Genomic DNA, 21,984 nt, shown 5'->3' on the forward strand with positions numbered 1-21,984 from the left:
GTGGCGGCGGGGCGTTCGTGCGTCCCGCCGCCTTCGATGGTCATCGGTCGCCGGCCAGTGTGCGGTCGCTGCGTTCCGCCGCACGCGTCGCGTCCATCGCCCGCGCCAGCGCATCGAACACCGCCGGCCCCTTGCAGCGCGACACGTTGAAGCGCATGAACGACGTCGCGCCGTGCGACGCGCTGAACACGTTGCCGGGCGCGAGCACCACATCGTGGTCGAGTGCATGACGCGCCACGCGCGCGGCATCGAGCCCGTCGGGCAGTTCCGCCCAGACGAACAGGCCGCCGCGCGGTTCGGTCCAGATCCCGAGCCCGGCGCGCGCGAGCCGCCGGATCGTTTCGCCCATCGCATCGGCCAGCTGCGTACGCAGGCCGTCGAGATGGCGCCGGTAGGTGCCGTCGACCAGCAGCCGGTGCACGACGTTCGCGCCGATCTGCGCGTTGCCGAACGACGTCGCGAGCTTCAGGTCGACGAGCGCGTCGATCCATTCGGGGCGCGCGGCGACATAGCCGCAGCGGATCGCGGCCGACAGCGTCTTCGAGAAGCTGCCGATCGACACGACGCGCGACAGCCCGTCGAATGCCGCAAGGCGCGGCGCGGGCGTGCTCTCGAAATCCGCGAAGATGTCGTCCTCGACGATCAGCAGGCCGTGCTCGGCCGCCAGCGTCAGCAGCCGGTGCGCGACCGGCGGCGCGAGCGTCGCGCCGGTCGGGTTGTGCAGCGCCGCGTTGGTGATGTACAGACGCGGCCGATGCTCGGCGAGCACCTGCTCGAAGCGTGCGAGATCGGGGCCGTTGGGCGTGAACGGCACGCCGACGATCCGCGCGCGATGCGCGCGCAGCAGCGCCTGGAAGTTGAAGTAGCACGGATCGTCGAGCACGACGGTGTCGCCCGGCTCCAGCAGCAGCCGGCAGACGAGATCGAGCGCGTGCGTGCCGCCGTCGGTCAGCATGATCTGCGTGGGCTCCGCATGGACGCCGTGCTGCGCGAGCCGCCACGCCAGCTGCTGGCGCAACGCGGGCAGCCCGAGCGGCGTCGCGTAGTCGGTCAGCGCGTCGGGTTCGTCGCGCGACGCCGCGCGTAGCGCCCGTCGCAGGCTCTCGTCCGGCAGCCACGACGACGGCAGCCAGCCGCAGCCCGGCTTCACCGAGTTCGGCGCCGCCTCGAGCGCCTGGCGCGACAGCCACAGCGGATCGAGTTCGCGATCGAGGCGCGGGCCGAGTTCGGCGAGCGCGAGCGGCGGCGCGTGGCCCGACACGTAGAAGCCGGAGCCGCGCCGCGCGACGAGTACGCCTTCGCTCGCGAGCCGCTCGTACGCGTCGACGACGGTCGACTTCGACACGTGCAGTGCGTCGGCCATCATGCGGATCGACGGCACGCGCGCGCCGGGCATCAGCGCGCGGCTCGCGATCCTTGCACGCAGCGTGTCCATCACGGTTTCCACGCGCGTGCGCGACGGCGCGGGCGGAGCAGGGGCTTGCACGGAACGGCTCATGGCGAGAGGGAACTGTACGGTCGGTTGTCCAGTACAGTTTGTCCGGATTGTATTGGGCTGTAGCTTACGCGCTTTTCCCGGGCGGCGGATCATCGGTCATCCACCTTTTCCGATCAGGATTTCCCGTGCAAAAGACGACCGACGGATGGCTCAGCGGCCTGCTGGGCGTGATCATCTTCAGTGGCTCGCTGCCCGCGACGCGCGTCGCGGTGCAGGGGCTCGACCCGCTGTTCCTCACGTTCGCGCGCGCGACGATCGCCGGCGTGCTCGGCCTGATCCTGCTCGCCGCGCTGAAGCAGAAGCGGCCGACGCGTGCCGAGACCGCGTCGCTCGTCGTCGTCGCGCTCGGGGTCGTGGTCGGTTTTCCGTTGCTGACGGCGCTGGCGCTCAAGCACGTGACGTCCGCGCATGCGATCGTGTTCGTCGGGCTGCTGCCGCTCGCGACCGCGCTGTTCGGCGTCTGGCGTGGCGGCGAACGGCCGCGGCTGCCGTTCTGGATATTCTCGCTGGTCGGCAGCGGTGCGGTGGCCGCGTTCGCGCTGCGCAACGGCGGAAGCGCGTCGGTGGTGGGCGATGCGCTGATGCTGGCCGCGATCGTCGCGTGCGGGCTCGGCTATGCGGAGGGCGCGCGCCTGTCGCGTCAGCTCGGTGGCTGGCAGGTGATCTCGTGGGCGCTCGTGTTGTCGCTGCCGGTGATGTTGCCGCTCGCGTGGTTTACGTGGCCCGCGACGTTCGACGGCGTCGACGCCGCCGCGCTGTGGGGGCTCGCGTACGTGTCGCTGTTCAGCATGCTGATCGGCTTCGTGTTCTGGTATCGCGGCTTGGCGCTCGGCGGGATCGCGGGCGTCGGCCAGCTTCAGTTGCTGCAGCCGTTCTTCGGTTTCCTGCTCGCGGCCGGGCTGCTGCACGAGACGGTGCCGCCGTCGATGCTCGCGGTGACGGTCGTGGTCGTCGGCTGCGTCGCGGGTGCGAAGTACTTCTCGAAGATGGCGCCCGTGCGGCGCGCAAGCTGATTCACGCACCGCGGTCGCGCGACGACGTGACGGGTGCCGCCCGTTCGCCGTCGCGCACGCGTGGCTTGCGGCTTATCCCATCACGACGTTCGCGAGCCGGAACTGATACGCGGTCGCGGTGGTGCCGCCGCCGCCGCCCGTCATCACGATGTCGGCGCTCTTGATCCCCAGCAGCGACAGTTCGGTGTTGATGTCGGACAGCACGGCCGAGTTCATCACCGCGCCCTGTTCGATCTGCGATGCCGTGCCGATCCACAGCGTCGGCTTGAACTCGAACACCGCTTTCTGCCCCGGCACGATGCCCGTCTTGTGCGCGAGCAGCCGGTTGTCCTTGAAGACCGACGCGGTGATCGCCCCCTGGCTCAGGTCGTTGCGCAGCTGGATCTCGCGCGACGTCGGCGCCGGGCCGGCCAGCGCGAGCACGTTGCCTGACGTCGAACGCGACACGTTGAAAACCTGTCCGTTGTCCGCGCGCTTCTGCGGCATGTAGTTGCCGTCGGCATCGCTCGCGGAGACGGTCGTCAGCATCGGGAACACGAACGGATGGTTGTCGCCGCGCCCGCAGTTGGTGATGACCTTCCACGCGATTGCGAGCTCGTCGAAGTCCGTCGACACGTTCTTCTGGAAGATCACGATCTGGCTGTTGTTGACGTCGTTCGACAGGTTGACGAAGTTGAGATTGATGTCCATGAGTCACCTTTATTCGATTTGGAGAACTGATTGAAGGGGCGCCGGCCGTGCGTCGCCGGCGCACGGACCGTTACGCCATCACCACGTTTTCCAGCCGGAACGTGAACGGCATCGAGCGCGGGCCGGGGCCGCCGCCGGTCATCACGATGTCGGCGCTCGCGATGCCGAGCAGCGACAGTTCCGTGTTGATGTCGGAGATCACCGCGGAATTCATCAGCGCGCCCTGTTCGATCTGCGACGCGACGCCGATCCAGATCGTCGGCTTGAACTGGAACACGGCCTTCTGGCCCGGCGCGACGGACGTCTTGCGCGCGAGCGCGCTGCCGTCCTTGTAGATCGTCGCGTTGATCGCGCCGGCCGGCAGGTCGTTGCGCACCTGCACCTCGGAGCTCGCGCCCGGGTCGCCGCCGAGCTGCAGCACGTCGCCCGAGCTGGAGCGCACGACCTGAAACACCTGGCCGTTCGCGGCGACCTGCTGCGGCATGTAGTTGCCCCAGCTGTCGCTCGCGCTCACGCTCATCGTCATCGGGAACTTGAACGGATGGTTGTCGCCCTGGCCGCAATTGCGGATCACCTTCCACGCGATCGCGAGTTCGTCGAAGTCGGTCGCCACGTTCTTCTGGAAGATCACGACGCTCGAGTTGTTCGCGTCGTTCGAGCGGTTGATCAGGTTCAGTTGGATATCCACGTCGTTGCTCCTTGAGTTTGAAAAAAACGGCAGTCGGTCTGCCGCACACCTTTCCCGCCGGCCCGGCCGCGAAGCCGTGCCGTCAAGCCGGTTCAAGCCGTGTCATGCGGCGCTACGCGCGCACGATGTGTTCGAGCGCGAACGCAAACGGCTGCGCGTCGGTGCCGGTGCCACCGCCCGTCATCACGATGTCGGCCGCGGCGACGCCCGCCAGCGGCAGAAGCGTGTTCGCGCTCGACATCACCGCCGCGTGCAGCGCGCGGCTTTCCTGTATCTGCGACGCCACGCCGATCCACAGCGTCGGTGTGAAGCGGAACACGGCCTTCTGGCCGGGCGCGACCGCTTCCTTCACCGCGATCAGCCGGCCCGCGCTGAACGCGTTCACGTTCACGGCGCCGCGCGGCAACCGGTTGACGACCTCGATGTCGCCGCCCGGCGCGTCGGCCGGGTCGGGCACGAGCCGGCCGCGTCCGGTCGGCTGCGCGTCGACCACGAAGCGCACGCCGGCGGGCGCCGCGACGCGCGGCGAGAAGTTGCCGTGCTCGTCGCCGAGCGCGACGTCGATGTCGGTCGAGTAGTCGAACGGATGGAAGCAGTCGCGCCCGCAATAGCGGATCACTTTCCACGCGATCGCAAATGCGTCGAGATCGGGGATCACGTCGCGCTGGAACAGCACGACCTCGCTGTTGCCGCAGTCGTTCGAGCGGTTGATGAAGCGGAGCTTGATGTTCATGACGTTTGCTCCTGATCGGACGTGCCGCGATCGTCGCGCAGCGTGCGGTCGGCCCACTGCGCAAGCGCGGGCGCGACGCCGTTCGCGAGCGACGCGACGTGCAGCGCATGGGCGCGCGCCTGGGCCTGCAGGTCGCCCGCGAAGCGGCCGAGCGCCATCGCGGCATCGGCGGGGCCGCGCGTGCGGGCGAGATCGTCGAGGTATTGCGCGGCCGCGTCGGCCATCGCGCCCGCATGCTGCAGGTGGCTCTGCGTGAAGCGTGTCGCGAGATCGGCGTTCAGCGCCGCCAGCTCCTTGACCGCGGCGGCCGAACTGCCGGGCGCGAACCGTTCGAGCTGGCCGCGCCACGACGCGTCGATCGCGGCCTGGCAGGCGTCGGAGTAACGGTGGCCGGCGAGCAGCGCGGTGTGCGCGAACGCGCGCCACGCGGGGCAGCCGGACGTACCGCCGGCGCCGGTCGTCTGCGCGGCGACCTTGCCGAACAGCTGGAGCGCGTCGGCGTGCGCGCGTTCCCATTGGGCGATGAACGTGGAGAACATGGCGATTCCTCGTGATGAAGGGGGGGGACGGCGTGACGGCGGCCGGTACGCGGGTTACTGACGCGCGGCGCCGAGGCGCTGCACCATCCGCATCACGGCGGCCATCTGCGGCGCGTCGCGGCGGTAGAAGCCGGGATTGAGCGGATCGGTGCTCGTATAGCCCCAGAAATCCCAGCAGCCGAGCGGATTGACGGCCGATTTCTCGACCTGCGGATAGAGCACGATCAGCCGGTTCGTGTCGGCGATCTCGTTGTAGCCGACGCCGCGAATCATCTTCTCGCCGACGGCCGCGACGTTCTGCACGCAGCCGTGGAACACCACGTGCACCGCGCAGGCCACGCGCTCGCAGTCGGCTGGCACGTATGCGTAACCCGTGTCGCCGAGCGACGCGCCGCGCTGCGGATCGAACGCGCGCTGATCGAACTTCAGCAGCTTGCCGCCTGCCTGGGCGGCCGGCGGATTGAGCGGCTTGTCGGGTGTGCCGTAGATCCAGCGCACGATGTCGTGCGCCTGCTGGAAGTCGCAGTTGTCGATATACGGGCTCGCGTTCGCACTGCATGCGTTGTCTTCGGGGCGGTTCGTGATGAACGCATGGCCGGCGTCCGGCGATTTGCGGTACTGAAGGTTCGCGGCCGGGACCTGTGCGAGCGTATAGAAGCGCGCGGTCTGGTCGACGACGCGCGTCGACACCACCGTATCCTTCGCGCCGCTGAACACGTAGATGCGCTGACCGCGCAGCGCGGCCGGATCGTCGATCTCGCCGCGCTGCGCGAACATGCGCGCGGCGCGCCAGGCATCGGCCGCGGATGGCGCGGGGCCGATCGGCTGCATGCACAGCGTGGTCGCGGCCACCGCCGGCGGGATCAGCGCGTTCACGCCCGCGCAGTAGAACGGGCCGCCCGCGACGATGCCCGCGCCGATCAGCCGGCTCGAGAACGCGACGTCGAACTGCGCGGCCATGAAGCCGCCGGACGACAGCCCCGATACCGACGTGCGCGAGAGGTCGGCGCCATATGCGGGCAGCGGATCGGCGGAGGCGGCGACGGCGTGCGGCGCGACCGTCGCCACGGCGGCGACGGCAACGCATGCGGCGCCGAGCACGCGGCGCAGCGTGCGCGCAACGGTGAAATGCGGTGACGTCGTGCGGCCGGGCGAGCGAGTGATCTTCATGCGGGGCTCCTGTCGTGACGAGTAACGAATGGCGAATGACGAACGGCTGGAACGGATGCGGCAAGATTTCAGCGACGGTTTCAGCTTACGGGCAGCCGACGACAGGCGAAATGGCGCGAACGACATGCGCGGCGACCCGTGACGTTCGGCCGGTGCGGTGTCCCGTCGCTCACGACAGGAACAGCGCGCGCTCGGCCTGGCGGCGCTTCGTGAGCCCCGCGAGCGGCTTGCCGCCGGCCTTGTTCCAGACGAGGAACTGGTCGGCCGCGCGCGCGCTCGCGCCGGCGTTCAGATAGCGCAGCAGCGTCGACGAGCGCAGCCGTCCCGCGCCGAGATTGAAGACGAACGACATCAGCGCATCGAACTGCTGCTGCGTGACCGGCACGCGCAGCAGCTTGCGCAGGTTCAGCTCGGCGCCGCGCAGGTCGCGCCGCAACAACGCCTCGGCTTCGGCCGGCGTGAGCGGTCGCGTGAAGCGCTCGTTCGGCAGGATCAGGTGCCCGTAGCCGATCGTCGGCTTGCCGACCGCGTCGAGATAGCGCGCGAGCCGCAGCCCCTCGAACTGCTTGATCAGCGCGATGCCTTGCTCACCGGTGTGTTCAGGCTGGTTCGCCATCGTCGTTCTCCTTGCTGCCCGGCCGTGCGCGCGGCACCAGGCGATGCGTGTATTCGTCGATCACGCGCATGATTGCTTCGGGCGGCGGCAGCGCCGCGAACTGCATTTCGATGTCGATGTGCTCGGTGTCGCGCTGCCGCGCGTTGCCCTGTGCGTCCTTCTTCCCGGAGCGCGGCGCGAACGTCACGTAGAAGCGGCTGCGCTGGTCGTCGTCGCCCGCGACGCCGCCGGCCGGCAACGCCTCGGTGAAGTCGCCGCGCACGGTCAGGTGCACGATCATCCGGTCGAGCGCGAGCCCGCGCGGCGTGGCGAGCGCGACGAGCGGCACCGGCATCGTGTGCTCCGCGTCGAGCGCGACCGTGACCTCGCGTGGCGCGAGCAGGCCGTCGTCGCGCAGGTCGAAGAACTGGTCGAGCACGGCCGTGTACTGGTGCGCAAGCAGTTGGTTCGCGGCGGCTGCCGCGTGCTGCATCCCGCGCGCGATTTCGTCGAGCGCGATGCCGCGTGGCGGCGGGCGCTCGTCGTCGGCAGGCGTCCCGGGCGGCGCCGGTGGGGCGGGCGGAGCGGGAGGCACGCCGCCGGCGGACGCGCCGGGCACGGCGCCCGGTGCGTCGTGCGTGCCCGGTGCGGCCCCGGCCGGCGAACCGGAGGCGTCGGGCGGCACGTGGCGCGCCGGATCGGCGGTTACCGCCGCCGGCGCGGCGGTGCCCGCGACCGTCCCGGCAGTGCCGGCCGCTGCCTCGGCCGGCGGCGGGACCGGCCCGTCCGGTTCCCCTCGGGCGGCGCGGCCGCCCGGACGCGTATCCCCGTCGTCCCGCCCGCCGCCCGCGCGGCGAGACCGTCTGAAGAGCCTGAACATGGCCGGCCCGCGCGCTTACGCGTGCGCCGGCTGCTGGGCATCCGCACCGGCGCCGGCAGGCGCGGCCGCGCTACCGCCCGCGCCCGACGCATCGCCGACCAGCTTGCCGTCGGTCGGCGTCGCCGGCAGCGGCTTCACGGCCTTCGCGTTGCCTTCCGTGACGACCGGCTTGGTCGCGGCTTCGGTCAGGAAGTCGATCACGCGCATCAGCGCTTCGGGCGGCGACTGGCGCTTCACCTGCGTATGGATCGAATATTTCGCGCGCGTGTCGGTGCTGCGCGTCTGCTCCGCCTTGTGCGACACGCGCCCGGACACGCTGACGCTGATCGGCCCCCAGCCGAACTTCGCCTGGAATTCGCCGCCGGCCTCGGTCGACGACGACGACTTCTCCGATTGCGTGATCTCCATCTCAAAGTCGATCGTGCCTTCCTCGATCGCGATGATCGGGTGGACGATCGCCGCGAGCAGCGGGATGCGCATCGTCTTCTGCACGACGCCCTTCGACACGCCGCTTTCGTCCACCAGCGTCTCGTCGTAGTCGAACTGGACGGCCACGGCCTTGCCGCCCTGGATGCAGACCTGCATCAGGAAATCCGCGTAGCTCTTCGCGGCCTGCGTCTGCGCGCTGATCATCGCCTTTAACGGGCCGGCGATCATTTGGTCCATGGGTAAAGCGTTAATCACTGAGCCGATGAAATTCGCGTCCATGAATAAACTCCTCTTCGTGTTGAAGACAACGGAAATTCGTTGTCTTTATTCACGTTAGGAAATTGAAGACGTTTACCAAATATGACGTCCGTCACGTCCGGCGGCCCTGGCCGGCCCGCGGCGGGTATCGGTATGCGCGGCGGGTTGGGGCGTGGATGAATTAGGCCATTCGTCACGGAGCGACGGGCCTAGTGCGCGGCGGGTAAAACAGCGGTAAAAAAAACGCCGGGTAGGGAAGCAAAAAAACCTAAACCGAGCATCCCGATTTCGAGGAAACCGCGCAATGAACGTTCTGATGATCGATAGCCCGCCGTTATTCGTCGCGGGCGTGGCGGACGTACTGTGTAAACGCGATGTCGACTGGCACGTATGGTCGGCCCGCCGTCCCGAGGACGTTTTGCGCTTGCGCGACGCGTTGCTGCCCGGGACGGTCGAGGCGATCACGATCGAATGCGGCGAGCAGGCCGCGCGGCCGAGCTGGCCGAGCGTGCTGAACGAGACGTTCGCCGGCGCGCCGTGGCTGTGCGTGGTGGCCGCCGTGTGCCGCCGCACGATTGCCGATGCGCTGCTGGCGGGAGCGGCCGGCATCATCGACCGGCACGCGAGCGCCGACGAGTTCGCGGACGCGCTCGGCCGGGTCGCGGCCGGCGCGATCTACGTGCCGCCGAACGACGGCGGCGCGACGCAGGCGCGCCCGGGCGGCGCGCCGGCCGGGGACGATCGCGCATTCGAGCGTCTGACGCCGCGCCAGCGCGAGGTGCTGCGGCTGCTGGCCGAAGGCAAGTCGAACAAGCAGATCTGCCGTGTACTGAATGTCGCGGAGGGCACGATCAAGAACCATCTGTATGCGCTGTTCCGCCAGATCGGCGTGAGCAACCGGACCGAGGCCGCATTGTGGCTCGCGCGCCACGTGCCGTCCGAGCCGGCGGCATTTGCGTTCGCGCCCGTCTGCAGTTCGCCGGGGTGATGCCGGTCGCGGCGGGCCCAGGTGTGTGCCAGCATCCGGTGTCGCGTCGCGTTGAAGTCCATACGGCCGGAGGCGGGGTGCCCGGGCGGCCATCGGTAGCGGCGAGCCGCGTGGCCGAGTACATCGCACGCGCGCGGCGGCGTGCGTGGGGGGAACGGGGAACGGGCCGCGCAGGCCGCGCGTCCCGTTTGGCGGCGCCCGTCGACAACGGGCGCCGGCGTGCTTACGCGACGTGCGCGACGCCGTATTGCGAGGACAGGTAGCGCCGGATATCGGCCGGCGAATCGATGAAGCGGCGGCCGTTGTGTTCGCGAATCCCGACCGCGTCGTCCTTCGGCGCCTGCCCGTCGCCCAGCACGAGCACCGGCGCGGACTGGTTGTCTTCGCCGATCAGCGCGACGATCGGCTGGCGCGGCCGCGGCGCGTCGACGTACTCGACCGCGACGGCGTCGCGCAACTGCGGGTAGAAGCTCAGTAGTCCTTCGACGGCAACCGAGTCGCCGCAGTAGAACGGACCTTCGGAGTCCTTGAAGAAACCCGGGCGGAGAATGAACAGCGTATCTTTCATGATGGCCTCGCTATCAGTGGTGGTCGAACGTTGAAGAAAAACGGGATGCTTGTGACGTGCCGGATTTCAGGCTTCCGCGAGTGCGGCCGCGGCGGCACGCATTCTCGCGAAACCGGCGTCGAGGTCGGCGATCATGTCGTCCGGATGCTCGAGCCCTGCGTGGATGCGCAGCAGCGGGCCGGCCGCCAGCCATTGCGTCGCGGTACGGTGGCGCGACGGATTCGACGGGATGATCAGGCTTTCGAAGCCGCCCCAGCTGTAGCCCATGCCGAAGCACGTCATGCCGTCGAGCAGTGCGCGCACGGCATCGTCGGGCTGCGGATGCAGCACCAGGCCGAACAAGCCGCACGCGCCCGTGAAGTCGCGCTGCCACAGCGCGTGGCCGGCATCGCCCGGCCGGGCCGGATACAGGATCTGCGCGACTTCCGGCTGCCGCGCGAGCCATTCGGTCAGCACGTGCGCGTTGCGCTGGTGGCGTTCGAGGCGTACCGACAGCGTGCGCAGCCCGCGTAGCGCGAGATATGCATCGTCGCCGCTGACGGTCATGCCGAGCTGCCGGTAGCAGCGCGTGACCTTCTGCGCGAGCGCCTCGGTTGTCAGGATCACGCCCATCAGCACGTCGGAGTGCCCGGCGATGTACTTGGTCGCCGCGTGAATCGACACGTCGACACCATGCGAGAACGAGCGGAAATTCAGCGGCGTGCCCCACGTGTTGTCGAGCAGCACGACCGCATCGTGCTGGTGCGCGACGCGGCAGATCGCGGGAATGTCCTGCACCTCGAAGGTCAGCGAGCCCGGCGATTCGGTAAAGACCGCGCGCGTGTTCGGCCGCATCAGCGACGCGATGCCGGCGCCGATCGACGGATCGTAATAGGTCGTCTCGATGCCGAGGCGCGCGAGCGTCTCGTCGCAGAACGAGCGGGTCGGGTCGTACACCGAGTCGGCCATCAGCAGATGGTCGCCGGGGTTCAGCACCGCGAGCAGCGCGGTCGTGATCGCGCTGAGCCCGCTCGGCGTGAGCAGCGCGGCGTGCGCGCCTTCGAGGCGCGCGAGCGCCTTTTCGAGCGCCCGCGTGGTCGGGCTGCCGTGGCGTCCGTACGCGAGCGGCGTGCCGCGCACCGCGTCGAGCGCGTCGGTGCCGTGAAAGAGCAGCGTCGACTGGCGATACACGGGCGGGTTCACCGGCGAGCCGGGCTGGCCGTGCGCGCGGCCTTCGTGAGCGAGCAGGGTGTCGGTCGAGTGCGGTTGGTTCAAGATGTCGTCCTTTGAAAGTCGGTCAAATCGGAGCGAAGCCGTCGCGCGGTCAGTGCAGGATCTTGTCGAGGAAGTCGCGCGCGCGTTCGGAGCGCGGCGCGGCGAAGAATGCCTCGCTCGCCGCGTCCTCGACCACCGCGCCCTGGTCCATGAAGATCACGCGATGCGCGACCTTCCTCGCGAAGCCCATTTCGTGCGTGACGCACACCATCGTCATGCCGTCGCGCGCGAGCTCGACCATCACGTCGAGCACTTCGTTGATCATCTCGGGATCGAGCGCGGAGGTCGGCTCGTCGAACAGCATCGCGACGGGGTTCATCGACAGCGCGCGTGCAATCGCGACGCGTTGCTGCTGCCCGCCCGACAACTGCCCCGGATACTTGTGCGCATGCGCCCTCAGGCCGACGCGATCGAGCAGCTTCATCGCATTCTCGATCGCTTCGTCCTTGCGGCGGCCGAGCACCTTGACCTGCGCGAGCGTCAGGTTGTCGGTGATCGACAGGTGCGGGAACAGCTCGAAATGCTGGAACACCATGCCGACGCGTGCGCGCAATTGCGCGAGTTTCGCGGCGGGATCGCCGAGCCGCATTCCGTCGACGACGATGCTGCCTTTCTGGAACGGCTCGAGGCCGTTGATCGTCTTGATCAGCGTCGACTTGCCGGAGCCCGACGGCCCGCAGACGACGACCACTTCGCCTTTCGATACCGCCGCGCTGCATTCGGAAAGGACCTGATGCTTGCCATACCACTTGGAAACGTTGTCGAGCGTAATCATGGTTGTCCGTGATTGAGGTTCGGGTTGAACGAGGTGCGCATGCTCAATGCGTGGACGGCAGCGAGAGGCGCGTCTCGACGCGGCCCTGCAGTCGCGTGAGCAGCGTGCTCAGCACCCAGTAGATCGCGGCGGCCGCGAGGTACAGCGGCAGCGGCTGGAACGTCGCGGCGATCACTTCCTGCGTCGAGCGCAGCAGCTCGGTGACGGTGATGACGGACACGAGCGACGTGTCCTTGATCAGGCTGATCAGCGTGTTGCCGAGGCTCGGCACCGCGAGGCGCAGCGCCTGCGGGCAGACGATGTAGCGCAGCGTCTGCACGTGCGTGAGGCCGAGGCTGTGCGCGGCCGCCCATTGTCCGCGGCCGATGCCGAGGATCGCGCCGCGCATGCTTTCCGACAGGTACGCACCGGCGTTGAGCGTCAGCGTGAAGATGCCGGCGGTCGTCGGGTCGAGCGTGATGCCGAGATCGGGCAGCCCGTAGTAGACGACGAACATCTGCACGAGGAGCGGCGTGCCGCGCATCAGGCTGACGTAGCCCTGCGCGAGACCGGACGCGAGCCGGTTGCTGCCGATCCGCATGATCGCGACCACGAGCCCGACGACGAGGCCGAGGGCCATCGACGCCACCGCGAACTTCAGCGTGAGCAGCGCGCCCTTCACCATCACGGGCAGCGTTTGAATGACCAGATCGAGTGCTTCCATCGCGTGTCTCCTGATTGTGTGTCGTGTGCCGCCGAGATGGCGGCAGGCCCGCGCGTGCATGCGCGCGGGCACGTGACGGCTGTGTTATTGCGCGATCGGTTTCGTCGTGTCCGAGCCGAACCACTGCATCGAGATTTTCTTCAGCGTGCCGTCCTGCTGCAGCGACGCGACAGCGTCGTCGATCGCCTTCGCGAACTTCGGGTTGCCCTTGCGGAACGGGATCCCCATCCGGTCCTCGCCGCCGGCGAGCACGGAACCGGGGCGCAGCGGCAGGTGCGAGTTCTTGATCAGATAGCTCAGCATCAGGCGATCGTTGACCGCCGCGTCGATACGCCCCGCCGCGAGGTCGCGCAGGTTTTCCGGTGTGCCCGGATAGACCTGCAGATCGATCGCGGGCACGGTCTTCACGAGATCGACGTAGTTGCTGCCCATCGTCACGCCGACCTTCTTGCCCTTCAGCTCGTCGAGCGACTTGAACGCACGCGTGTCGTTCTGGCGCTGCAGAAGCTGCGCGGACGAATACACATACGGCATGCTGAAGTCGAGCGCCTGCTGACGCGACGGCGTGATGGCGACCTGGTTGACGATCACGTCGAACTTGCCGGCCTGCAGCCCCGCGAGAATCCCGCTCCATTCGGTCGTGACGAACTGCGGCTTCACGCCGAGCCGCGCGGCGACCGCCTTCGCGACGTCGACGTCGAACCCTTCGAGTTGTCCTTCGGCATTGCGGTAGTCGAACGGCGGGTAGGTGCCTTCGAGCGCGATCTTCAGCACGCCGGCCTGCTTGACGGTGTCGAGCAGGTCCGCCGCGTGCGATGCCGTGGCCACCACGCAGAGGAGGGCGGCAGCAAGGCCTTGCTTGAGCGTCGGGGTGAAGGGCTTCATGGTTGTCTCCGGGTTGTTGTCGAAACGTCGTTGTCGAAAATTCAGGGTGAGCGCGTCCGCGGCGACGGGCGGCGTCGCCGTGGGCGGAAAGCGGGAAACAGTGCGGCGAGAGACGGCGCGAGCCGTGTGCCGCTAGGCGTTACGGCATGCGTTCGCGCACGGTGGCGTAGCGGTGCGCGGCGAAGAATTCAAGCATCGTGTTCATGAGTGCCCGTGCGGCTTGCGAGTGGGGTAGATCGGCTGCATCGTCGACGCGTGTCGGGTGACGCAAATGCTGAACGACTGAGGGCAATCTTAGTTTTGTCAAAAAGGAAAGTGCTTCCAAAAATGCATGGACTTTCCACGTGGCATGGAAAGTTTTTCTCCGTGCATGGAACACGATGCAAGCGATCTGCTGCGGTTGCACGGGGTGCGCAGCATCGGGTGCTACGGCGTAGTCGAGCGGTTGCCCCGAGGGCAACCGCCGAAAAACAAAACGGCCAGGCATGCCGGTAGCGGCAAGCCTGGCCGTTGGCGTCCGGTTCGTCGAACGCGGCGCGAATGCGCGTGTTACTCGAACGTTTCGAGCGCAAGCAGTTCGTCGATCGTCTGCCGGCGGCGGATCAGCCGCGGCGTGCCGCGATCGACGAGCACTTCCGGCGCGAGCGGCCGGCTGTTGTAGTTCGAGGACATCGATGCGCCGTATGCGCCCGCGTCGTGCAGGAACAGCAGGTCGCCGATCTGCGGCTGCGGGAGCTTGCGGTGCGTGACCACACCGCCCGCGTCCTGCGTGAACACGTCGCCGGACTCGCACAGCGGCCCTGCGATCGCGATGTCGACGAGCGGCCGGCCGGCGGGCAGCGCGCCGTCGTGCGCGTGCACGGACACCGCGTGGTAGCTGCCGTACATCGACGGACGCATCAGGTCGTTGAAGCCCGCGTCGATCAGCATGAAGTCGTGCTTCGGCCGGCGGTTCACGGCCTGCACTTCGGTGACGAGCGTGCCGGCTTCCGCGACGAGGAAGCGGCCCGGTTCGATCTCGATGCGCACCGCGTGGCCGAGATGCCGTTCGATCCGCTTGCGCGCGGCGTCCCACTGGCTGAAGTAGTGGCCGACGTCGACGCGCGGCTCGCCGTCGCGATACGGAATCGACAGCCCGCCGCCTGCGGAGATCGCTTCGATGTCGTGGCCGAGCGACGTGACGAGGTCGACCATCGCGTCGCACACCTGCGACAGATGGCCGTAGTCGACGCCCGAGCCGATATGCATGTGGATGCCGACCAGCTTCAGCCCGTACTGGCGCACGATCTCGATCGCGCGCGGCACGTCGTCGATCCAGATGCCGTGCTTGCTTTGCGGGCCGCCGGTGTTGGTCTTGTTGCTGTGGCCGTGGCCGAAGCCGGGATTCACGCGCAGCCATACGCGATGGCCGGGCGCATGCTCGCCGACGCGCGCGAGCATGTCGAGCGAGCCGGCGTTCACGGTCACGCGGTGCTTCAGCACGGCCGCGAGCGTCGGGCGGTCGATCAGGTCGGCCGTGAATACGACGCCTTCCGGTTCGCCTGCCGGACTGAATCCGGCCGCAAGGCTGCGCTCGATCTCGCCGAGCGACACGGCGTCGACGCACGCGCCTTCGTCGCGCATCAGCTTCAGGATATGCAGGTTCGAGTTCGCCTTCTGCGCATAGCGGATCACGTCGAACTGGCGCAGTTGGGCGATGCGATCGCGGATGACGTCGGCGTCGTACACCCACAGCGGGGTGCCGTATTGCTGCGCGAGCGCCGCGAGCTGGCGGGAATCGAGGGACATGGCGGAAGAATCGGATCGAATGAACGGATAGCGTGAATGATGCGCCTGAACGGCTATACAGTAAAATGCCTGTTTTTAGAGATTCGATTCATTTCTGATATAGGCGCTCATGCTTACACACCGGCACATCGAGGTCTTCCGCGCGCTGATGGTCACCGGCAGCACGACGCGTGCGGCCGAGATGCTCTATACGTCGCAGCCGACGATCAGCCGCGAGCTCGCGCGCATGGAGCAGGTGATCGGTTTCGCGCTGTTCGAGCGCTCGCATGGGCGCTTGCGGCCGACGATGGCCGCGCTGACGCTGTTCGACGACGTGCGGCTCGCGTATGTGGGGCTCGAGCGCGTCGCGGCGACGGCCGCGCGGCTGCGCGAGTTTCGCGACGGGCAGTTGTCGGTGATCGCGCTACCGGCGTTTTCGCACGCGATCCTGCCCGGCGCCTGCCGGCGTTTCCATGACGCGCATGCGGGCGTCAGCGTGTCGGTCGCGACGCAGGAGTCGCCGGTGCTCGAGGAGTGGCTGACCGCGCAGCGCTACGATCTCGGGCTGACCGAACACGACATCGCGCCGGCCGGCACGGTTCTCACGCCATTGCTCGAAGTCGACGAGGTATGCGTGCTGCCGGACGGCCATCCGCTGCTCGCGCAGCGCGCGATCGATCTCGCGGATCTCGCCGATCGCCCGTTCGTGAGCCTGTCGCTGAACGACCCGTACCGGATCCTGATCGACGAGGCGTTCGCGCAGCTCGGCGTCGCGCCGCGTTCCGTCATCGAGACGCCGTCGGCCGTGTCGGTGTGCGCGTTCGTGCGGCAGGGGCTCGGCGCCGCGATCGTCAACCCGCTGACCGCGCTCGATTTCGTCGGGCGCGACCTGCACGTGCGGCCGCTCACGCGCTCGTTTCCGTATCGCGTCAGCGTGATCGTGCCCGAGCACCGGCCGAAGAGCCTGCTCGTCGACGCATTCGCCGATGCGCTGCGCGGCGAAGCGCACGCGATTCGCCAACGGCTCGCCGCGCTGCCCGTATGATGGGCGTTTCGCTGCGCGCTGGGTCAGCCTCCTCGTCATCTTCATGGAAACGCAACCCGTCATGACCGACGCTTCATCTTCCCTCGAACTCGAACAACCGACGCTTGCCGGCGAGCGCATCGTACTGCGGCCGCTCGAGGCATCCGACCGGCAGGCGCTGCTCGATGCGGCGGCGGACGGCCGGTTGTGGAATCTGAAGGTCACAGTCGTGCCGGGCGAGGACACGGTCGACGCCTATATCGACACGGCGCTGCAAGGTCGCGCGGCCGGCACCGTGATGCCGTTCGTGATCGTCGATCGCGCGTCGGGCCGCGCGATCGGCAGCACGCGTTTCTGGAAGATCGACCGCAAGAATCGCAAGCTCGAGATCGGTCATACGTGGCTGAGCGAATCGGCGCAGCGCACGCGCGCGAATACCGAAGCGAAATGGCTGCTGCTCTCGTACGCGTTCGACGCGCTGCACTGCGTGCGCGTGCAGTTCACGACCGACGAACTGAACGAGAAGTCACGCGCGGCGATTCTGCGGCTCGGCGCGAAGCAGGAAGGGATCGTGCGACACGAGCGGATCATGCCCGACGGCCGCAAGCGCAATTCGGTGCGCTTCAGCATCATCGACGACGAATGGCCCGACGTGCGCGAGCGGTTGCGGGCGAAGCTCGCGACTTGACGCGAACCGGGTGCCGCTGGCGTCGCGCCGCCGGAAGGGGACGGCGACGCGACGAGGGGGGAAGCGGGGCGCCGCGCGCGATGCGCGGCGGGACATCGCGTTACTGCGCCGATGCGAGGTGGTGACGCTGCGCAAGCTTCTGCGCGTCCGCGTAGTGCGCCTGCAGGATCGGCAGCGCCTGACGTGCGACTTCCTTCAGCTTCGTGTCGCGGCCCGAAGCGATTTCAGCCTGGAATGCCGAGATCGTCTTTTGCTGGCCGGCGAGCGCGACTTGCTCGATGTATGCCTTGTCGAATTCCGCGCCGCGCAGGTTCTTGATGCTGTCCAGCACGGCCGTGTCGGGATCGTTGGCCGGCACGTCGACGCCGCGCGGGCTGGCCGCGCGCATCGCCTGGATGATCTTCTCATCGTCGGTCGACACGCGCTGCGCGAACGCCTTCACCTGGCTGTCCGACGTGCGCGAATTGGCGATGCGCGCGGCGTCGTGCTGCGTCGACACGGTCTTCGTGCCGTCGGTGATGAAAGCCTGGTCGGCTTCGTGGATGCGCGTTTGCGTGGCGGCGGCCGGTGCGGCCGGTGCGGACGGCGCCGGTTGCGCGGTTTGCGCGGTCGCCGTCACGGCGACGAGAAGCAGGCCAGCGGCAGACAATGCAAGGCGCGAGATGTGGGGAAAGCGGTTCATGGGACCTCCTTTCTATCGGGGCTCTGATTAACGGGCGGATCGGATGATCCGCAGCTGTGCGAGAGACCGGGCGCGCCCGGGCCGGATTCGATGGCCGCTCTGCCGCGGCGGCGTTCGAAATGTTTCCCGGCCCGACTGATTCTAGGAGAGCGCTCAGGTAGCAGGTGCAACCGCGCTGTGGTTTGTGTAACGGATGGTAAGACGAATCGGTGCGGGCGTGAGCGGGCAGGTAGGGCGTACCTGTCGCGCGCATCGTGGCGGCAATTTTTGCGTGCGCGTGTCATCGGCGTTTCATCGTCTTGCGCAGGAAACGCGTCGATTATTTCGCGACGAGACGCGTCGCATCGAACGCGCGATGCGTCCTTACACGCGATCGAGCAATGCGTCGAGATGCGGCAGCAACGGCGTCGCGCAATGCGCCTGCAACGCATCGGCGGCTGTGTAACCCCATGCGACGCCCTGGAAGGCGATCCGCGCGCGGCGTGCCGCGTCGGCGTCGCGGATTTCGTCGCCGACATACAGCACGTCGTCGGGCTGCATGCCCGCTTCGCGCACGAGCGCGCGCAGCCGGCGTGCCTTGCCGAACAGCGGAATGCCGCACGCGAACGTATCGACGCATCGGCTCGCATGCGGGCCGAGCCGGTCACGGACGATGTCCTCGCTGTTCGACGTCGCGATCGCGATGCGGATGCCGCGCGCGGCGAGCGCGTCGAAGGTCGTGTCGACGCCGGGAAAAAGCTTCACGTGCGCGATGCGCGGCCGCATCAGCCGGCGCATGTCGAGCGTCACGCGCGGCACTTTCCACATCGGCACCTCGAGCGCGCGGATGATCTCGCGCGCCGACATGCCGCGCAGCGCCGGACGCAGTTCGGGCGTCGCGTCGCGAAAGCCGTGCATGCGCGACGCTTCCGTCAGCGCCGCGAGAAAGCAGTCGAGCGAATCGGCGAGCGTGCCGTCGAAGTCGAACGCGATGAGTCGATAGGGCATGAAGCGATGCGGCGAGTTCATGGAGCCGGTGACGATATCACCGAATCGAGCCGGATGTGCCCGGGGCGAGGCGGGATGGTCGAGCAGACGCCGGGGGTGTCGCGCGGCTGGGTCGTCACCAACGAGGGGATGCACGGTTACGGCTGCGCATGCCTTGACCTGGAAATCGACCCGCGCACCCGCGAGGTGACGCGGATCGTGGTGGCCCGGCCGCTCCCGTTGAAGCGCTGCAAGACCGATCGGGCGTTGCCGGCTTCATAAGCGGCGGCGGGGACGGAGGCGGGATTGGCACTACGCGTAATGGTAGCGGCAGGACACGATGCTGATCTGAAGATCGTCCGCTTCATAGACCAGACGGTTCGTATCGTCGATGCGGCGCGACCAGAACCCGGACAGATTGGCCTTCAGCGGCTCAGGTTTGCCGATGCCTTCGAACGGCGTCCGTTGGGCTTCGCGAATGAGCTGGTTGATGCGCTTGAGTGTCTTGCGGTCCGGCCCTTGCCAATAAACGTAGTCGTCCCACGCGTCGGAAGTAAAGAGCACGCGGCGTACGCTCATTCATCGTCCCCCGCCAGCTTGTGCTCTTTCGTCTTGCCCTTGCGCAGTTGCGCGATCGAGCGTTCGAGATGAGCGACGTTGGCCGGGGAGCGGAGCAGATGAACTGTCTCCATCAGGCTGTCGTAGTATTCCTGCGACATGATGACTGCGTTCGGCGCGTCGCGACGAGTGATGAGCGTCACGTCAGCGTCGTCGACAACCTGGTCGATGACCGTCTTCAGATTGCCGCGGGCATCCGAAAAGTGAATGGTACGCATGATTTGCTCAACTTGTACTTGAAATTGTACAAGTATAACATGGGCGCATTTTCTGTACGGATTGTTGTACATGTCGGCTCGGCGTCGCTTGTCGCCCACCCCGCACCGCGCTATCGTTGCTGCTCCGCCCCCGACCGACCGGAGAGCCGACGTGCCCGCAGCCACTCCCGCCACGCTGAGATTTTCCACCGACAAGCGCGAACTCGACATCGACGCGATCTTCGATTTCCTGCATCGCGATGCGTACTGGTCGCAGGGGATTCCGCGCGATGTCGTCGAGCGCGCGATCGACGGCTCGCTGTGCTTCGGCGCGTATGTGGGCGACCGGCTCGTCGGGTTCGCGCGGCTCGTGACCGACCACGCGACGTTCGCGTACCTGTGCGACGTCTTCGTATTGCCGGCCGACCGCGGCAACGGCTATGGCCGCGCGCTGATCGACCACGTATTCGCGCAGCCGATGGTGCGGAGCCTGCGCCGCATCATGCTCGTGACGACCGACGCGCACGAACTGTATCGGCCGGTCGGCTTCGGGCCGTCCGCGAATCCCGAGCGGCTGATGGAGATTCGCCGCCCCGACATCTACGCGAAACGCTGACGCGCGGCGAGCGCATACAATACGCGCTTTCGTTTTTGCCGAAGGGAAACAGATCATGACCGAACAGGAAGCCGAACAACTCGCCACGCATCGTCACTACAAGGGCGGGCTGTATCGCTACATCGGCGTCGCCCGTCATTCCGAAACCGAGGAATCGGTGGTCGTGTACGAGCATCTGTGGCCGCATGCGCGCGGCCTGTGGGTGCGTCCGGAAGCGATGTTCAACGAGAACCTGCCGGACGGCACCCCGCGCTTTCGCAAGCTGCGCGACTGAGTCGTGGCTGGTGGCGGGAGACGGGCGCGCCGCCGCGCAATCGCAAGCGGCACGCGCGTCGCCGTTTCGCCGGCGTTACGCGCCGGCCAGCGCCTTCGACAATTCGGGCGGCGCGTGCGCGACCGTCACCTCCGGCGTGCCATGCCACGCCGCCAGCCGTTTCACGGCCTTCGCGACGTCGGCCGCGAGCCCCGTGCCGAACCGCACGCCCGGCTCGACATGCACCGCCTTCAATTCGAACGTGCCGAGCGCGCGATGCGCTTTCGCGTCGACGCGCCCGATCAGCCGGCCGCGATGCAGCACCGGCAGGCAGAAATAGCCGTAGCGCCGCTTGTGCGCGGGCGTATAGCACTCGATCGTGTAGTCGAACCCGAATAGCGTCGACGCGCGCCGCCGGTCCCACACCACCGGATCGAACGGCGACAGCAGCGTCGTGACGGTCGAGCGCAGCGTATCGTCCGCGGCGGCCGGCAGCAGCGCCTCGAGCGAGCGATGCACGTAGGCGGGCTCCTTCCAGTCCGCGATCTCCACCGGAATCAGCTCGCCCGCCTCCGCGAGCCGCTCGAGCTCCGCGCGGTACGAACGGCGCGGCAGCCGGTAGTAATCGGCCACCCAGTCCGCGCGCACGATGCCGAGCGCGCGGCACGTGCAGTCGAGCAGCGCGGGCAGCACCGCGTCGCGCGGCGGCAGGTCGCGCGCATCGTCCCAGTCGGGCAGCACGCGCTCGCGCACGTCGTAGATCCGCTGAAAGTTGCGGCGTTCCGACACCATCAGGTCGCCGGTCGTGAACAGCACCTCCAGGTGTTTTTTCTCGGGCTTGCGGTCCCACCATCCGTTGCCCTTCGCGCCGTCTTCGCGAATGAAATCCGCCGACCGCACCGGCCCTTCGTCGCGAATCCGCGCGAGCATGCGGTCGATGTCCGCGCGATTCTGCTCGTGCCATTCGGCCGCGTATTTCCAGCCCATTCCCGACGGATCGAGCATCTTGTAGCGCATCAGCCCGAATTGCTCGATCGGCAGGAAGCACGCCTCGTGCGACCAGTATTCGAACAGGCGCGCCTCGGCGAGATGCTCGTCGAGCCACTGCGGGGCGAAGTCGCCGAGGCGGCTGAACAGCACGAGATACGGGCTGCGCGCGACGACGTGAATGGTATCGATCTGCAACTGCGCCATCCGGCGGATCGTGTCGAGCACGTCGGCCTTGGTGGCCTTGCGGCGGGGCGGGGTCAGCAGGCCCTGCGCGGCGAGATGCAGCGCGCGGGCGGCGGCGGGCGAGAGCGTAAGCATCAGAACGGCGGCTGAGGGTGGCGGTCGGGCACCACTTTAGCGCGAAAGCGGCGCACGTGTGCGATGCATGCATGAGTACTTTCCAAAACCAAAAGGAGCCTGGCGGGAGCGGAGTACTTGGAGCTGGATGGTCGTTAAAGGAAGCTGCATTTTAGGGTACGGGGAGTCTCGGTTGCGAAGGGGAAGCCGTGAAGGGCGT

General features: G+C 67.8%; 28 protein-coding genes. 7 read left to right on the forward strand and 21 right to left on the reverse strand.

The window, feature by feature from the left end; all coding sequences use genetic code 11:
* Positions 1-40: 40 nt before the first annotated feature.
* Positions 41-1,498 (reverse strand): PLP-dependent aminotransferase family protein, encoded by a 1,458-nt coding sequence (locus HWX22_RS25110; RefSeq protein ID WP_175916599.1) that lies wholly within the window; start codon positions 1,496-1,498, stop codon positions 41-43.
* A gap of 125 nt (positions 1,499-1,623) precedes the next feature.
* On the opposite strand from HWX22_RS25110, the gene HWX22_RS25115 reads away from it, so the two are divergent.
* Positions 1,624-2,511, forward strand: a complete 888-nt coding sequence (locus HWX22_RS25115) for a DMT family transporter (protein ID WP_175911773.1) — start codon at positions 1,624-1,626, stop codon at positions 2,509-2,511.
* A 72-nt stretch (positions 2,512-2,583) separates the two neighbouring features.
* Here the strand turns inward: HWX22_RS25115 and HWX22_RS25120 are convergent, their stop codons facing one another.
* The 8 genes from HWX22_RS25120 to HWX22_RS25155 form a co-directional block, all read right to left on the reverse strand.
* Positions 2,584-3,201 carry a hypothetical protein gene (locus HWX22_RS25120; protein ID WP_059600109.1) on the reverse strand — a complete coding sequence of 206 codons (618 nt, stop codon included), beginning with the start codon at positions 3,199-3,201 and terminating at the stop codon, positions 2,584-2,586.
* Positions 3,202-3,271: 70 nt separating this feature from the next.
* A complete protein-coding gene (locus HWX22_RS25125) occupies positions 3,272-3,889 on the reverse strand; it encodes a hypothetical protein (RefSeq protein WP_059526829.1) in 618 nt (205 codons plus the stop codon).
* Between the two features lie 112 nt (positions 3,890-4,001).
* Positions 4,002-4,622, reverse strand: coding sequence for a hypothetical protein (locus HWX22_RS25130; protein WP_175916600.1), 621 nt, complete (start codon positions 4,620-4,622; stop codon positions 4,002-4,004).
* Positions 4,619-5,161, reverse strand: coding sequence for a hypothetical protein (locus tag HWX22_RS25135; protein WP_175916601.1), 543 nt, complete (start codon positions 5,159-5,161; stop codon positions 4,619-4,621). The genes HWX22_RS25130 and HWX22_RS25135 overlap by 4 nt, the downstream gene beginning before the upstream one ends.
* A 54-nt stretch (positions 5,162-5,215) precedes the next feature.
* Entirely contained in the window at positions 5,216-6,331 is a 1,116-nt protein-coding gene (locus HWX22_RS25140) for a poly(3-hydroxybutyrate) depolymerase (protein WP_175916602.1), read from the reverse strand.
* 169 nt (positions 6,332-6,500) lie between these two features.
* Positions 6,501-6,947 (reverse strand): lysozyme, encoded by a 447-nt coding sequence (locus HWX22_RS25145; RefSeq protein ID WP_059506658.1) that lies wholly within the window; start codon positions 6,945-6,947, stop codon positions 6,501-6,503.
* Positions 6,931-7,611, reverse strand: a complete 681-nt coding sequence (locus tag HWX22_RS25150; protein ID WP_244135282.1) for a DUF2589 domain-containing protein — start codon at positions 7,609-7,611, stop codon at positions 6,931-6,933. Before HWX22_RS25150 ends, HWX22_RS25145 begins: the two co-directional genes overlap by 17 nt.
* Positions 7,612-7,821: 210 nt before the next feature.
* Positions 7,822-8,514 carry a DUF2589 domain-containing protein gene (locus tag HWX22_RS25155; protein ID WP_059526817.1) on the reverse strand — a complete coding sequence of 231 codons (693 nt, stop codon included), beginning with the start codon at positions 8,512-8,514 and terminating at the stop codon, positions 7,822-7,824.
* Positions 8,515-8,797: 283 nt separating this feature from the next.
* On the opposite strand from HWX22_RS25155, the gene HWX22_RS25160 reads away from it, so the two are divergent.
* Positions 8,798-9,481, forward strand: coding sequence for a response regulator transcription factor (locus tag HWX22_RS25160; protein WP_059699106.1), 684 nt, complete (start codon positions 8,798-8,800; stop codon positions 9,479-9,481).
* A 223-nt stretch (positions 9,482-9,704) separates the two neighbouring features.
* On the opposite strand, the gene HWX22_RS25165 is transcribed toward HWX22_RS25160, so the two are convergent.
* The 7 genes from HWX22_RS25165 to lysA all read right to left on the reverse strand — a co-directional run bounded on the left by HWX22_RS25165 (position 9,705) and on the right by lysA (position 15,454).
* Complete coding sequence (locus HWX22_RS25165; RefSeq protein WP_059819430.1) at positions 9,705-10,049, reverse strand: DUF3088 domain-containing protein; 345 nt, start codon at positions 10,047-10,049, stop codon at positions 9,705-9,707.
* Between the two features lie 66 nt (positions 10,050-10,115).
* Positions 10,116-11,303, reverse strand: coding sequence for a cystathionine beta-lyase (gene metC, locus HWX22_RS25170; protein ID WP_175916603.1), 1,188 nt, complete (start codon positions 11,301-11,303; stop codon positions 10,116-10,118).
* A 49-nt stretch (positions 11,304-11,352) separates the two neighbouring features.
* Positions 11,353-12,078: an amino acid ABC transporter ATP-binding protein gene (locus HWX22_RS25175; protein ID WP_059468348.1), complete on the reverse strand. Its 726-nt coding sequence runs from the start codon at positions 12,076-12,078 to the stop codon at positions 11,353-11,355.
* Positions 12,079-12,121: 43 nt separating this feature from the next.
* On the reverse strand, positions 12,122-12,781 hold the full coding sequence (locus HWX22_RS25180; protein ID WP_059600099.1) for an amino acid ABC transporter permease: 660 nt from the start codon (positions 12,779-12,781) through the stop codon (positions 12,122-12,124).
* 84 nt (positions 12,782-12,865) lie between these two features.
* A complete protein-coding gene (locus HWX22_RS25185; protein ID WP_059819428.1) occupies positions 12,866-13,666 on the reverse strand; it encodes a transporter substrate-binding domain-containing protein in 801 nt (266 codons plus the stop codon).
* 139 nt (positions 13,667-13,805) lie between these two features.
* Positions 13,806-14,153 carry a hypothetical protein gene (locus HWX22_RS25190; protein ID WP_175916604.1) on the reverse strand — a complete coding sequence of 116 codons (348 nt, stop codon included), beginning with the start codon at positions 14,151-14,153 and terminating at the stop codon, positions 13,806-13,808.
* Positions 14,154-14,215: 62 nt separating this feature from the next.
* The gene (gene lysA / locus HWX22_RS25195) at positions 14,216-15,454 is read right to left on the reverse strand and encodes a diaminopimelate decarboxylase (protein ID WP_175916605.1); all 1,239 of its coding nucleotides are present in this window, start codon (positions 15,452-15,454) and stop codon (positions 14,216-14,218) included.
* A 109-nt stretch (positions 15,455-15,563) separates the two neighbouring features.
* Here lysA and HWX22_RS25200 point away from each other — a divergent pair, with 109 nt between their 5' ends.
* On the forward strand, positions 15,564-16,478 hold the full coding sequence (locus HWX22_RS25200; RefSeq protein WP_059819426.1) for a LysR family transcriptional regulator: 915 nt from the start codon (positions 15,564-15,566) through the stop codon (positions 16,476-16,478).
* Between the two features lie 61 nt (positions 16,479-16,539).
* On the forward strand, positions 16,540-17,145 hold the full coding sequence (locus HWX22_RS25205) for a GNAT family protein (protein WP_175916606.1): 606 nt from the start codon (positions 16,540-16,542) through the stop codon (positions 17,143-17,145).
* A 100-nt stretch (positions 17,146-17,245) separates the two neighbouring features.
* Here the strand turns inward: HWX22_RS25205 and HWX22_RS25210 are convergent, their stop codons facing one another.
* On the reverse strand, positions 17,246-17,827 hold the full coding sequence (locus HWX22_RS25210; RefSeq protein WP_175916607.1) for a DUF4142 domain-containing protein: 582 nt from the start codon (positions 17,825-17,827) through the stop codon (positions 17,246-17,248).
* Between the two features lie 363 nt (positions 17,828-18,190).
* Positions 18,191-18,814 carry an HAD hydrolase-like protein gene (locus tag HWX22_RS25215; RefSeq protein WP_175911757.1) on the reverse strand — a complete coding sequence of 208 codons (624 nt, stop codon included), beginning with the start codon at positions 18,812-18,814 and terminating at the stop codon, positions 18,191-18,193.
* 75 nt (positions 18,815-18,889) lie between these two features.
* Here HWX22_RS25215 and HWX22_RS25220 point away from each other — a divergent pair, with 75 nt between their 5' ends.
* The gene (locus tag HWX22_RS25220) at positions 18,890-19,075 is read left to right on the forward strand and encodes a DUF4087 domain-containing protein (protein ID WP_059526795.1); all 186 of its coding nucleotides are present in this window, start codon (positions 18,890-18,892) and stop codon (positions 19,073-19,075) included.
* 30 nt (positions 19,076-19,105) lie between these two features.
* Here the strand turns inward: HWX22_RS25220 and HWX22_RS25225 are convergent, their stop codons facing one another.
* Together HWX22_RS25225 and HWX22_RS25230 are read right to left on the reverse strand one after the other, a co-directional pair.
* Complete coding sequence (locus HWX22_RS25225; RefSeq protein ID WP_175916608.1) at positions 19,106-19,372, reverse strand: Txe/YoeB family addiction module toxin; 267 nt, start codon at positions 19,370-19,372, stop codon at positions 19,106-19,108.
* The gene (locus HWX22_RS25230; RefSeq protein ID WP_059526792.1) at positions 19,369-19,629 is read right to left on the reverse strand and encodes a type II toxin-antitoxin system prevent-host-death family antitoxin; all 261 of its coding nucleotides are present in this window, start codon (positions 19,627-19,629) and stop codon (positions 19,369-19,371) included. Before HWX22_RS25230 ends, HWX22_RS25225 begins: the two co-directional genes overlap by 4 nt.
* A 151-nt stretch (positions 19,630-19,780) precedes the next feature.
* Between HWX22_RS25230 and HWX22_RS25235 the strand changes: the two genes are divergently transcribed.
* Both HWX22_RS25235 and HWX22_RS25240 read left to right on the forward strand, forming a co-directional pair.
* Complete coding sequence (locus HWX22_RS25235; protein WP_059685971.1) at positions 19,781-20,224, forward strand: GNAT family N-acetyltransferase; 444 nt, start codon at positions 19,781-19,783, stop codon at positions 20,222-20,224.
* A 55-nt stretch (positions 20,225-20,279) separates the two neighbouring features.
* Positions 20,280-20,498, forward strand: coding sequence for a DUF1653 domain-containing protein (locus tag HWX22_RS25240; RefSeq protein WP_006751720.1), 219 nt, complete (start codon positions 20,280-20,282; stop codon positions 20,496-20,498).
* A 75-nt stretch (positions 20,499-20,573) separates the two neighbouring features.
* Here the strand turns inward: HWX22_RS25240 and HWX22_RS25245 are convergent, their stop codons facing one another.
* Positions 20,574-21,785 carry a crosslink repair DNA glycosylase YcaQ family protein gene (locus tag HWX22_RS25245; protein ID WP_175911755.1) on the reverse strand — a complete coding sequence of 404 codons (1,212 nt, stop codon included), beginning with the start codon at positions 21,783-21,785 and terminating at the stop codon, positions 20,574-20,576.
* Between the last annotated feature and the right edge of the window lie 199 nt (positions 21,786-21,984).

Source organism: Burkholderia sp. BCC1638 (assembly GCF_902833195.1).
GTDB lineage: Bacteria > Pseudomonadota > Gammaproteobacteria > Burkholderiales > Burkholderiaceae > Burkholderia > Burkholderia diffusa.